Raw genomic sequence first — 13,499 nt, 5'->3', positions numbered from 1 at the left:
CTGTGCCCTCAAAAGCTCGGCGGACGACGCTCAAAGCGGCTGAGCAATTTATACGCCGTCGGTACGACAAAGAGCGTGAATGCCGTCGACACGGTCAGACCTCCGATGACGGTCAATGCAAGCGGAATGCGGCTTTCTGCGCCGGGACCGATGGCAAGAGCAGGCGGAATGGCAGCGGCAATCGTCGATAGCGACGTCATCACAATCGGCCGCAGTCGGATGGTGCCCGCCTCGATCAGAGCCCGGCCCACATCAAGGCCTTCTTTTGCTCTTAACTCATTCGTGAATTCCACAAGCATGATCGAGTTCTTCTTTACAATACCCATAAGCAGAACAAGGCCGATCATGCTATAGAGGTTAAGAGAGTTATCGGTTATGAATAACGCAAGAAACGCCCCGGTTACGCTGAAGGGTAGAGCAAGAAGCACAATCAGCGGATGCAGAAAGCTGTTAAACTGAGCGCCGAGCACCATGTAGGCCACAAGCACGCCCATCCAGAGCGCCGTATAGATGCCCAGAAAGGCCTCGTCGAAGCTGCGACTGCCGCCTCCCTGAAAGTAGGCGTATCCGTGCGGAAGAATCTCACGGGCAATGCGTTCGGTCACGGAAAGCGCCTCTCCCTGTGAAGCGCCTTCGCCCAGATTCGCCGTAACCTGAATCGAGCGCTGACGATCGATGCGCGTCAGCGTCTGCACCGTCGGAGCGACGATCACTTCAGCAACTTCGGATAACGGCACGAGCTCTCCATGTACGTTACGCACGGCGATCTTTGAAACGTCCGCCTCTGATCTCCATTGGTCGGGTTTGAGACGCACGCGAATATCATACCGGCGTCCATCGCTTGAGAAGCGTCCTTCGCGAATCCCGCCCAGCGAGGCACCGACCGTCTGCACGAGAGTCTGCATGCTGACGCCGCGAAGAGAGGCTTCTTTGCGATCGGGGATGATGCGCACCTCGGGCATGCCTTCTCTGTAATCGGTATCTATGTCTCGATAGAGCCCCGTCTCTTCCATCTTAGAGATGATCTTCTTAGCGTTATCATTCAAGACGGACCATTCACCGCCCCGAATACTGAATTCGACAGGTTGCGAACGACGTGCGGTCAGGCCGCGTGTCGAGAGGTCGAAGAGAAAGGCCCGCACACCTTTGATCGCCGACAGATCTTTGCGCACCTGGACCATGAAGTCCTGCTGACTTAGATCGCGATCCGACCGTGGCTTCAGTGTAACAAAGATCATTACCCTGTTCGACTCACCGCCCTGAAAGCCGCCTGCAATGCCGAGAAAACGCTCAACCTCCGGACGCTTCTGTAAATACCTTTCCACCTCTTCGAACTTCGTAACCGTATGTGCAAGCGAAGATCCGACCGGAGCCTGCAACTGAATGCCGAATTGCGATTGATCTTGCGGAGGAACAAACTCCGTTCTGATAAAGAAAACAAGAGATAACGAAAGACCGAAGACGGCAGCACTGCCGGCAAGAATCAAAAGCGGACGACGCAGGGCGAACTCCAGCTGCCAGCGATAGACGGTCGTCAGCCATTCCATGATCGCCCGCACGCCCTGTACGATACGGGGCTCGCGAGTCGTGCGCACCAGCATCTGCGAGGCGCGCATCGGCGTAAGCGTCACGGCGTCCAGAAGCGACAGGGCGACCGCCGCGGACAGGGTCACGCCTAACTGAAAGAAAAAGCGACCGATCACGCCTTCCATAAACGCAATCGGTAGAAAGATAGCAATGACGGCGACGCTTGAGGCGATGGCGGCGAAGGCGATTTCGCGCGTTCCTTCTCGGGCAGCCTTCACGCGATCCTTGCCCATATCAAAATGCCGGATGATATTCTCCAGGATCATGATATTATCGTCGACGACGATACCGATAGCAAGCGAGAGGGCGAGCAGCGTGAAAAGATTGAGCGTGAACCCCATGAAATAGAGAATCAAGAAGCTACCGAGGATAGAACTCGGAATAGAGAGAATGACGTTAAGCGTAGAGCTCCAGTTCCCGAGAAAGAGCCAGCAAACGAGCGATGTGAGCACGCCCGAAAGGACAAGCGTGAAAAGCGTCTCATCAATCGCCTCTTCAACGAATACCGTCGAGTCGAAGTTCACTCGTAAATCGATGTCTTCGGGCAGATCGGCCTTCAGTTCTTCGATCTCTGCCTTTGCCAGTTTACCGACGTCGACGGCGTTCGCTCCGCGCTGTTTGCGGATGCCGATGCTCAGGCCTTCGATTCCGTTCACGCGCGTAATACGCCGCATATCGGTGAGCCCGTCTTCAACGCGGGCCACGTCGCGAATCCGTATGTCGGAATAATAGACCGGCCGCCCGCCTCTTCTTGTGATTCGGATATCTTCGATTTCTTTAACGGTGGAAGCCTCGCCAAGCACTCGCAGGTTCTTCTCGAACTCCGGATTTTCGAGGTAACCCGATGCTCCTTCGCTGTGTTCGTTTGCGATCGCATCGAGAACGTCGACGATAGTTAACTCATATTTTTTCAATCGATTAAGATCGATCCAGATGCGCAGGTTGCGATCCATCGTTCCGCCGGCGAAGACCTCGCCGACGCCCTCGAGAAGCTGCAGGCGATCGAGGATGGACTGGTCGGCGATGACATAAAGATCGCGCACCGAGCGCGTCTTCGATGAAAGACCGATCCAGAGGATGGGACTATCGTCCGGATTCGACTTGCGGATCGTAGGCGGATCAATGCCCGTTGGCAGGCGTACCCGACTGATAGCGGATTGCACTTCTTGCAGGGCGGCGTCGATATTGCGATCGATCTGAAATTCGAGATTGATCGTCGCCGTCCCCTGACGCACGCTCGAGCTCATCTCTTTGAGCCCTTCGACGGCGATAATCGTACGCTCCAGTCGATCGACGACCTCGGACTCCATATACTCCGGAGGCACGCCCTCCCAGTTCACCGTTACCGAAAGAACGGGGAAGTCGATATCGGGCATGTAGCTCACGCCCAGGCGCCCGAGCGAAACGGCGCCAAACACGATCAGGGCAAAAAAGATCATCCACGCAAAAACAGGGCGGCGTATCGCCTGGTCGGATAACTTCACTTCGCTTCCTCCAGGCCGGCCGCCACATGCAGCCGCAGTTGATTGATACGCAAAAGGGCCTCGGTGCGCGCAAGTGCAAGCCGGGCCTGATGATAGCGACTGAGGGCGTTCAGCACTTCAAGATTCGTCACGACGCCCAGTCCGTAGTCGCGCGATTGAACGGCATAGGCGACGCGCGCCGTCTCGACGTTCTCTCGCAGGAGCAGAAGCTGTGCTGCCGACGCCGTATAATCTGCATAGGCCTGACGCACCTCATAGGTGGCCAGCCGACGCAATCGGTCGAGCTGCAACTCGCTGATCTTCAGATTCGCCTTCGATTCGCGCACGGATGCCATCGTCGATCCGCCCTGAAAGATGGGCAGCGTTATGCGAAGCGTCATATTCCAGTCGCGACCCGAATCGGGGCTCTGATTGAGCAGATAGGCTCCGTCAAGGCTGACGTCGGGAAGATATCCTCCGCGCGAGCTTTCGAGGCGAGCCCTTGCGGCTCGAATCGCCTGTAATGAAGCGATCAGATCCTTGCGCTCTTCAAGTCGTTCCAGATATGCCTCAAGCGCCTGTGCCGGCGGCAGACTTTGCTCGTCTGAAAGAGTCCATTCTCCTGGAGGCTTACCGATTAAAAAACCAAGAAGCTCTTTTGATGCGATCAGCAGCGCCCTGTTCGCCTCGGCCTGAACAAGGCTATTCGCCAGATCAGATCGTGCCACGAGCAGATCTCCCTGAGGCGCGCGACCGAGACCAATAAGACGACCGACTTCGGCGATACGGCGGCGAAGGGCGTTTGCTTCGTCGCGATAAATAAGTTCCGCCTCTTCGTACTGTAAAGTCTGATAGAAGACCTCGGCGAGATCGCGAAAGAGCAGTTCTCGCGCCCGGGCGTTCAGCTGTTCCTTCCCCTTGATCTCTTCGTCGGCGGCCAGCGATTCGTGATAGGTGCGAAAGCCAGAAAAAATCGGCCAGGTAAGACTGACGCCTGCCTGTGACGGATTCTGCTGCGCTCTCGTTTCATAAGAACCGTTATACTGGTACCAGTAACTTCCAAATTCAAGCGCACGTTGCTGCGCGAAAAGAGACGAAGGATCGGAGCTTCGCGTACGACTCTGATCGATACGATCGCGATACTGTTTCGAATAGTAGATGGAGAGCTGTGGAAAGTAATTCGAAAGTGCCTGTCGGTAGCGCGCCTCGGCGATTTCAAGCTCCTGCTTGCGAATCTGCTCATCTTCATTCAGGTTCAGAGCCAGCTCATAGGCTTGATTCAGCGTGAGCTTGAGGCCGGGCTTCTCGGGCGTTTCTGCGCCGGCGCGAAAGGGGAACAGAGCCAGCGCGAATAGAAGAAAGGAAAGTTTCTTTAAAGCTGGCGTCATTTTAATTGCTCACACAAAAACAAAGGCAGCCTTCGAAAACGACCGAAAAACTGTACGAAAAGCCGCCTCAAATGTAAAAAAACGTTCAACAATCGCTGAACGTCGATTCGAGATCATCTAATCAAATCCGGTTATGCGCCGCAAGGCCTTTCCGGAGGCATGACGGATCGCATCGTCACTCCCGTACAGAAAGGCGGACTTCCGCGCCCTCGTGATGCCCGTATATAAAATCTGCCGGTTCATGAGCGGATGATCGGGCTCGTCGGGCAGAATAATGAGCACGCTTCCATATTCGGACCCCTGACTCTTATGCACGGTCATCGCATAGGCCGGCTCCCATTGCGGCAGCACATCGGGCGAGAAGACCGTCATGGGACTGCCGTCAAAAACCGCAAGAAAACGCTGCGACCGAAATTGTAGAATGAGCCCCGTATCGCCGTTAGCCAGTCCTCGTAGCGGATCGTTCCGTCGAATCAATACGGGAAGACCGGAAAAAAGTCCGCGTCGCTCGCGAAGTCCTCGCGAAAGCATATAGCGCTGAAACATACGCTGCACGCTTTCCGCTCCGAAAGGACCGCGACGCAATACGGTCAGGATACGAGAGCGATCGAAGATTCGAAATAGCGATCGCACCAGCTCCATCGTCTGCGGATCGGTGATCGTTCTTCCTGTCGGAGCGTCTTTGCGCGAGAGCTCGGTAAGCATAGCCTCCCACTCGGATGGAAAGACGCTTGCTCCCCAGATGCGAATGAGCGACTCTATATGAGCTCTGCCGGCTCCATCGGGCCGCGAAAAAAGAAACGTGCCTTCATGCCCGGCTTCCAGCGTCGCAGCCTCGGCCGGTTTCAGCGGAGATGGTCCTTCGCCTCCGGAGTTAACCCAGGCGGCCAGATCGCGCACAGCTCTCTCGGACCGATGAGAATAGGTCAGGTGAACGTAGCGATTCGGCCCCGAGGGTTTGCGACGGGCCATATTCCAGGCTTCATCGGGGCCGATTACATCCGCCGCCTTTTGTAGAACATCTTCGGTGTATGCCGCCTCTCCCTGCTCAGATAGAAGGGCAAGCAGGTCGGCGAGAACGGCGCCTGATTCCACGGACGGCAGCTGATCGCGGTCGCCGAGCAGTATCAGACGCGTTTGCCGCGGATCGATGGCCGAGAGAAGAGACGACATCATCACCGCATCAACCATCGACACCTCATCGACGACGACGACATCGGCATCGATAGGGTTAGCTGAATTATAATCGGGCTGTGCTATGCCGGGGCGGATGCCGAGAAGCCCGTGTAATGTCGACGCCTTGAGCGTTTCGATAGTCCTGTCGGCATCGGTCGCCTTTTCAATAGAACGCAGACCGCCGCCGATGGACTCCATCATACGTGCGGCGGCCTTTCCCGTCGGTGCGGCCATGCGAATGCGCTCTGCCGGCACGCCCGACCGGATCATCAGCCGGAGCAGATTGAGAATGATCGTCGTCTTGCCTGTTCCAGGACCTCCGGACAGAACAAAGAGAGGCTCGGTTAAACCAAGCAGAAGGGCAAGACGCTGCTGCGCTGTGAAGGCGACGGGCTTTTCGCCTCCCATGATCGGGCGTTCTGCAAGGACGTCGCGGAACCACTGCCGGAGCTGGTCGTCCGTGAACGTGGCGGATTGGGTTGCCGATTGCAGGGCGAAAGAACGGATGCGATCGATGGCCCGCCATTGACGCCCCGGAAAGAGATATGAGGCGCTGCCGGCGGTTTTTCTGACGAGCATGCCTGTGTGGAAGAGTGGACGCAAATATGATTCGAGAGCGGGGTCGGCGACGAGGCCGGCAAGGGATTCGGCGGTCGGAGTTCCGACCTGGGTGGGTACGCCCAGCCTTGACAGCAAATCCAGCGTGTCGTCAGGGCGGGATGAGATGCAGAGATTGCCTTCGAAAAGCGAGAGTTGCAGGAGCAGCAATAAATCCCTCAACTGGTTGCGTACTTCGGAATTTTCCAGAGAGACATATTTCAGGTCGGAACTCCGACGGGCTTCAAGGTCACAGATCTTGAGTAGATCCCCGGCAATAAAGAGGCAACCCGGCTCCAACGCATCCACCGACCGCAAAGCCTCGACCAGATCTATGTGCGTTGCCGAATTCATGCTCCGATCTCCCGGGCAAGCTTTCTGCTAACCTCTTCGAGGCTTGCCGTCTCGAAGAAGATACCGTCCGAAGCTCCGGGCCTGACGCCGCGAAGAAACAGATAGATCATCCCGCCTAACTCCGCCACCGGATCATGGCCGCGAGACTCAAGCCATCCGCTCAGAGCCCGCGCATAGAGGGAATACTGCAGATCATACTGATGCGATCGCATGGCCTCGTCAAGATGGGGACGATCATAGGCAGGCAGACGGTTGGTTTTCCAGTCAAGCAGATAGATGCGCCCCTCATGTCGAAAGACCAGGTCGATGAAGCCAGTAAAGAACCTCTCACCTCTTATGCCGGCGACATTCTCAGAATATCGGAATACGAACTCCATCTCATGGATACGATCGGCCGGTTTCAGATCGCACAGTCGGAAGCCGGGCAGGATCTGCGTGCGCATGAGCCTGTGCAAAAGCAGCACAACCGGACCTTCGTGATCTGAATCGGTCCGGTAGCCATATTGATCAAGTTTGCGTCGGATAAGCGAGCGATTGCGGGTAGAGAGCGACGGATAAACATCTTCAGAGAAAAGGGAGTCTGAGGGCTGCTCTTCGCGAAAGGCATCATCCTGGAAATCCAGCCTTTCCAGTATTTCATGGAAGAAGTTACCGGCTTCCGCTCCGCGAAAGATCGTGTCGAGAGATGTCGGCTGAACATCGACATCAGAGGTCTCAAGGATAACCTCAGAGGCAGAAGCGTCATGGTCAAGCTCTTCGCGATCAATGCGCTCCGCGCGCTGTCGAACAATTGACGAATATGAGAGGAGATCGGCCTTTCTTTCCTGTAGATGCGCCGGCAATACAGGCTCCGGCAACTGCGCCGTGCTCTGTCCGTCGATAGGGCTCCGGCTTATGGACGCTATCGTCTGGTGCTGGTCTCTCACTTCTGCAAAAACGTTTGGACTGAGTTTCATCGCTTCGTCAAGGGCATCCTGTAAGAAGGTCCCGACAGGGCCTGCATTGCGATTGGGTCGATAGGTCGGTATATAGCACATCACCGCCGCTCTTGTGAGCGCCACATAGTAGAGTCGCGCATTCTCGGCCCGGGCAAACGATTTATGTAGCTCTTTATAGCGGAGTCCCGATTCGGATCGGTCGAGCTCCTTTTTATCGGGATCAAACCATGGAACAGGCACGATAACGGGATGCTCCTCTTCATAGAAGCGAAAGAAGTCAATGTTCGTGCCTTCTGTGAGGCCGCCATAGATAAAGACGATCGGAAACTCAAGGCCCTTGCTTGCATGGATGGTCATGACACGCACACGTTGCTCTTCGGTTTCCTGTTTGTGCAGCGTCTCTTCTTCTTCGAGAGATCCTTCGCGTATCAATTCTTTCAGCTGTCTCACGATTCCGATCAGATCAAGGCCGTTACGAAGGGCCCGTTCTTCGAGAGCATGAAAGATCTGCTCATAGTTCGTGAGGCTGCGTTCCCAGCCTCCGGCATCGGCATGTACGAGTGCGAATAACTCGTCGACCGTCATCATCTCGCGAAAAAGCTGCGGCCATCGATTCTCGCCGGCAAGCTCATGCCAGCGCTGCAGGCGCTCGCGAAAGGGATGGTCGACCGGTAATTCATCCATCGCCTGGATCAGCTCTATAGAGATGCCAAAAAATCGGGTGAGGAGCGCCTTCTGCACTGCCGATGAGCGAGCCGGTTCGGCAAGCCCCTCAAGCACGTAGAGAATCTCAAGCGCTTCGACGGATTCAAATACGCCGGCCTGTTTATAGAAAGAGGCCGGTATGCCCGCTGCGCGAAGATGTCCGAGAATTCCTGTGGCCTCTTTTTTTGAACGGGCCAGTATGCAGATGTCGCCGTAGCTCACGGGCAGACGCTTCCCATCTTTGCAGAGTTCATGTCCGCCTGCCGTGAGGAAACGGATTTCGTTACAGATATGACGGGCATGAGCCAATCGAATGGCAGCGGCACCGTCAGCGTTTTCGGGCCTCCAGAGGTTCATCGGACGGCGCCCCTGCGGTAGCTCTGTGCCTTCCCATCGATTGCCTGTCGGACAATCTTTCAAAACGTAAGCCAGATCATTGTCGCCAGAGGCCACGTTCCACGGATAACCCTCCGACTGGAAGATGGCATTCAGGGCCTGTATATACTCCGGCGATGATCGAAAATTGCGATTGATTCGATAAAGATGGGCTTCTCCCTTTTCGGTAAGCGCAACAAAGCGCTTCTTTGCTCTAAAGTAGGCGTTGAGATCCGCTCCGCGAAAGCCGTAGATGGATTGCTTCGGATCGCCGACAAGAATCAACCGGGGCGACCGATCGTCGGATTTGCGATCAGACGTTCGGCTAACGTGACGGCCGGAGTCCAGAAAGCAGGCGCTGAAGATATCCCATTGCAGAGCGTCCGTATCCTGAAATTCGTCGATGATGGCAAAGCGGAAGCGTTCGCCTATGGCAGAGGCCAGTTTGCGACTCGTATCGGGGTCCTTCTTTTGATCTGTAGCTCGGTCTGTCGCTTGATCTTTAAATCGATCTGTAGTCGGACAGAGCGCATCGCGCACATGCAGGATCATATCGTCGTAGCTGATCCAGCCGCGCTCCGCCTTGAGACGGGTAAGATTGTCCTGAATCGAGCGCACCATGCGAAGAACGATCTGCATCGGCGAATCCTCGGATGCAGAAGAGAGGCGCGGCTCGACGTTTCCTTTCAGCATGCGAAGCAGATTGCGCACCGTGTTTTCCAGGCGGGGCTCCCCGGAATGGGTAACCTTCCAGAACTCGGATCGGACAAGCCGCTCCAGTAGATGGGACTCCGAAACCGGAAGCCTGCGCAGAGCGTCGGGGATGAGCGTCTCAAGCAGGTCGTTGTCGTTCACAAGCTCGTACTTGAGAAGACGTCCGAGCTCGAACGAATACTCGGTTAACAGTGACTGACAGAAACCGTGAATCGTAAATATGGCCGCCTCATCGAATCTATCGAGGGACTCTTTGACGAAAGCGAAGGTTTTGCTCGCTTCCTGCTCCCCATGTTTGCGTTGCTGCTCCTCGAACCACTGTCTGTCGCCTTCTGCAAGGCTTCCGTCGACGATGTTCTGTAATAGACCGCGGATGCGATCTTTCAGCTCTCCGGTCGCCTTCTCGGTAAATGTAACGGTGAGGATGGAAGATATAGGGATCTTCTCTTCCACGATGGCGCGCACAACCAGTCTCTCAATCGTAAAGGTCTTCCCCGTTCCCGCCGAGGCCTCGATCCAGCCATGCTTCGACAGATCGAAATCATAGGGATGATTCAGATCTTGCATACTCATGACTTAGATCCTTTCTTCGACTGTTTCTTTGATGATTTCGCTGGTCGCTTCTCTGCTTGCTTTTTTGATTGCGTTCTGGATTGCTTTTCCGCTGTCTTATCAGTTGATTTGCCTTTTCGTGATGATCCATCATCGACAGGAATGGAAAGCGTCACAATCGGCTCCCAGCGTTTACGCATTCGCGAGAGGATGTCGTCATCGATTTTTGGCGGAATGACGCGTAAAAGATCCATGAAATCTACCTCGGACTCAAGTGCTTCATCTTCGAGTCGTCGTCGGATTGCATCGCCAACTGCAGTGTCAAAGAAATCGGACTTCCACATGTCTTTGCTCAGGAGGTCAAGTCGCAGAGGAAGATAATTTAGATCTCCCGCGAGATACTCATCGAGAAGATCCTCTATATATGTGCTCCGGAGTGTGCGCTCAGGGTTATTCGCGTATTGCAATAACTGTGTTTTCCCATTCTTTATGGCTATGATGCAGATCGTGAACGAATGCCAGCGGAAGCTCCGAGTGCGTTCGAGTACGAGAAGTTGAAACAGCAAAGGAAATAGAACTCTGTTCGTGAAATTTCTGTCGGTCACATGAAGTATCGTCGCATGCCCGTCCGCATACGAGAGAAAGGGTATCTCGCCGGTCAGACGGATTGATCGTCCCTTCACGTTCACCTGCACAGCGCTTTCGTCAGCGAGTCGGATTCGCCTGAACGGATGGCTGTGGAGGATCGGGCCCGCCATCTCAAGCAGCTCGATAAAGTCAGGCGATCGGTACTTTTTAAGAGCAATTTCATCATAGGGGGGAACAGGCAGACGATCGGCAAACTCCCCTTGAATGGAGGAAACCGCATCGTTTATCGCGGTGCCGGCACTGTTCGACGTCCCCTCCGACATGAGCATGAGAGCCCTTTCAATCACAAGCGATGACATCCCCCATATCTCTTCATCTGTGATATGGAAAGGCTCATCGTCATGAAGACTGTCATCTTCGATACGGCTATCATAGAGACGCATCTGGCGCTTGATAACGGCTTCTACGGGATGACGCAGAAACGAGATCAGATGGGCGATCTGGATATCCGTGGCGAGAGGCTGATCGACCTTCGTTCCGGCCGCAAGGGAAGGGCTGGGGGGAGGTGGGGTTCTGATGGAGGATAGATTGAGCAGCCGGATATCCGGTCGGGAGAGATTGCAGAACAGGTAGGAGTTCCGACCTGTGTACTGACGGCTGTAAAGTTTGAGCGGGAGGCGCTCAACCAGATCCTCCGTTTTGGGGGAATCCGCTTTCTTCAAATAAGAGATCAGTTCATTCAGCGGAGAGCACGGCAAAAGCTCCCTGTCGCGGGTCGTATCTCGGCCGTTATAAAGGAGAACAATGCGATCGGTCGCCGAGAGCAGGGTTTCGTAGAGAAGCAGCCGGGCCTTTTCTCCTGTCGCTATATTGCTGTGTGGAAGCCCGCCGGCACTGACTGAGGGATCCCGTGATAGCAGATTCAGGGTAGAACGATCCTCACGGGGAGGAAACTGACCTTCACCCAGGCCGGCGATGTATATATGCCTGAATGGAACCGGTCGCATCGGTTGAAGGGAGCAGACGGTGACCCCTCCGGCAAGGTAATGACCACGACCACCTGCGATGCCTGTAAGAGAGGCGAGCATGGCCTGCTCCAGAAGTGTGAAATCCTTGAAAAGCCTCAGATCATAAAGTCGGAGTTCCGACTCCATGTGGTCACGGACCTCCTGTTCTTCATTATTCGATGCCGGAATCGAGAGAAAGCCATCAATGAACTCCATTGTTTTATCAAAACGCTCTCTGCCTGTAAACTCCCGCTTCAATTCCTGCTGCCACTGATACAGCCTTTGCACAAAATCGATGAGTTTGAGTAAGGCAGTTCTATCGACAAGGAACAGGGAGTGAGGGCGGAGTCCATCACTCAGGAGATCATCCGGCTCGAGGAACATTCCGAGATAGAGGCTTCTGAGTCCTCTGAGAAATGTAAAGGCATCGGATCGTTCTCCATCAGTCGGAGTTCCGACCTGAGCACTCCGATCAGCGGCATCGAAGAAACGACGTATACCAGCATCATCGAAGAGGCGCAGCCATTCGGCCACTGTTTCTCGATCAATTCCTATTGCATGCTGGCAGCACGGATTATAGAGAAGCTCGAATACCTCACTTCGGGTGAAATCGCCTCTGATCAGCTGGAATAGTGCACGTACACCGCTTGCAAAGTGACTTTCTCTGGCAGCCGAGTAGTCAGAAAGGTTGTAAGGTATAAGCGGACGATCTGTCGCAGTTCTATCGCGCTCAAAGACATCAAGAATATAGGGACGATAATGCTCCATGTCGGGAACAAGCACCGCAATGTCTGTCAGCTCAAGGGTTGGGTCATCCCTCATCGCCTGTAGAATACACTGGTAGACTGTCTCAACCTCCCGTCGTTCTCCGGGGCAGCAGCCAATATGGATCCGGTCAGTGATGGGATGTATACTTCCTTTGAGAAGAGCATCGTGAAAGCGGCCCAGAGGATAAGTACGGTCGGAGTTCCGACCATACCATTCAATGCGGCCACGAAAAGCCGTTTCAAGCAATCCGAGTAGCTCAGCAAAAGACTTCTTCCAGCCGGCGAACAGGTCGTTTTCAGGTCGGAACTCCGCCGTGAATTCTATCGGCGACCACTGTTCGTCATTTTCGTTTGCGGACCTCTTGAATAACCCTGGAACCAGATCCGGAAGATAAGCTCGAAAGGAATAATGATCGGAAAGATGCCGGATCAGAGAAATATGGTACCTCGAAAGAAGTGATAGACCGAAGAGATAGACCGTCGGAGCCTCTCCTTTCTTAACATCTCCCTTGAGGACCCTTCGCGCATACTCTGACACGGGTACACGATCAGCATGCAGTACAGAAAGATTGAGCTTTTGCTCGTCCTTCCCATACTCAACGGTAGCCGCTCTATAGAGCTTTCTTTGCTCCTCAAAAAGGCCGTCGGCTGCAAGCGAATCATCGAATTTGCTATCTGCAAACACATCAAGCGTAAGATCGGAGTCAATTTCCCTCCAATCTTCAAGAGTGCCCACCCGATGGTATTCATAGTTCGTGAATAGATCCGTCATTCGCTGAGAAAGCTGAAAGATCCGCAGCGATTCCTCGCCGGAACCTTCCCTGGCGGAGTGAGACTCTCTCTGTGTTAATAGAGGCCACAGCGGAGAATCAGACTTCAGATCTTGCAGCAATAGATGCAGGATTCTTCCCTGAAGATCAAGCGGACGCAATACCTGTGGGTTATACTCGCCGGCGATCCCTTCCAGCAAGGACCGAATTCCATCTTCCACATACTGGAATCGGATATGGGCGGCCACGATTCCCTTTCGGGCCATATACATCTGCAACCAGCGCTTCATATTCCGATTCGGGACGATGACCCGCAGCGGATGAAATAAGTCGGCCCCTTTCAGATCGTCGCTCGTATCTGCGATCCAACGATCTGCCAGCTCCTGAAGCGGATGGGATAAATAAATACGAATGCCTGGCATCTCTTCCTCGACGATAGCATATCATCCCGTCAGGACAGAGCCCGTGCCTGTGAACCCCCGGGACGAGAGTACCATGGTGGAAATACGTCGGGCTGA

The 13,499-nt window shown here is 54.5% G+C and carries 5 protein-coding genes; all 5 read right to left on the bottom strand.

Features of this window, described 5'->3' with window-relative positions; all coding sequences use genetic code 11:
* Positions 1-8: 8 nt before the first annotated feature.
* Positions 9-3,071, bottom strand: coding sequence for an efflux RND transporter permease subunit (locus tag LEPIL_RS14990; protein WP_002773674.1), 3,063 nt, complete (start codon positions 3,069-3,071; stop codon positions 9-11).
* Positions 3,068-4,438, bottom strand: a complete 1,371-nt coding sequence (locus LEPIL_RS14985; RefSeq protein ID WP_002773673.1) for a TolC family protein — start codon at positions 4,436-4,438, stop codon at positions 3,068-3,070. The genes LEPIL_RS14990 and LEPIL_RS14985 overlap by 4 nt, the downstream gene beginning before the upstream one ends.
* A gap of 117 nt (positions 4,439-4,555) precedes the next feature.
* Positions 4,556-6,565, bottom strand: coding sequence for an exodeoxyribonuclease V subunit alpha (gene recD / locus LEPIL_RS14980; RefSeq protein WP_002773672.1), 2,010 nt, complete (start codon positions 6,563-6,565; stop codon positions 4,556-4,558).
* Positions 6,562-9,870 (bottom strand): UvrD-helicase domain-containing protein, encoded by a 3,309-nt coding sequence (locus LEPIL_RS14975; RefSeq protein ID WP_002773671.1) that lies wholly within the window; start codon positions 9,868-9,870, stop codon positions 6,562-6,564. Before LEPIL_RS14975 ends, recD begins: the two co-directional genes overlap by 4 nt.
* Positions 9,867-13,403 carry an exodeoxyribonuclease V subunit gamma gene (locus LEPIL_RS14970; RefSeq protein WP_002773670.1) on the bottom strand — a complete coding sequence of 1,179 codons (3,537 nt, stop codon included), beginning with the start codon at positions 13,401-13,403 and terminating at the stop codon, positions 9,867-9,869. Before LEPIL_RS14970 ends, LEPIL_RS14975 begins: the two co-directional genes overlap by 4 nt.
* Positions 13,404-13,499: the final 96 nt, after the last annotated feature.

Source organism: Leptonema illini DSM 21528 (assembly GCF_000243335.1).
Taxonomy (GTDB): Bacteria; Spirochaetota; Leptospiria; order Leptospirales; family Leptonemataceae; genus Leptonema; species Leptonema illini.
The sequence above is the reverse complement of the archived record's forward strand: the minus strand, read 5'-3'. Positions and strand labels throughout refer to the sequence as shown.

Excerpts from the sequence above, each read along its gene's own strand:
- LEPIL_RS14970 (WP_002773670.1), bottom strand. The coding sequence starts at position 13,403 with ATGCCAGGCATTCGTATTTATTTATCCCATCCGCTTCAGGAGCTGGCA.
- LEPIL_RS14985 (WP_002773673.1), bottom strand. The coding sequence starts at position 4,438 with ATGACGCCAGCTTTAAAGAAACTTTCCTTTCTTCTATTCGCGCTGGCT.
- recD (WP_002773672.1), bottom strand. The coding sequence starts at position 6,565 with ATGAATTCGGCAACGCACATAGATCTGGTCGAGGCTTTGCGGTCGGTG.
- LEPIL_RS14975 (WP_002773671.1), bottom strand. The coding sequence starts at position 9,870 with ATGAGTATGCAAGATCTGAATCATCCCTATGATTTCGATCTGTCGAAG.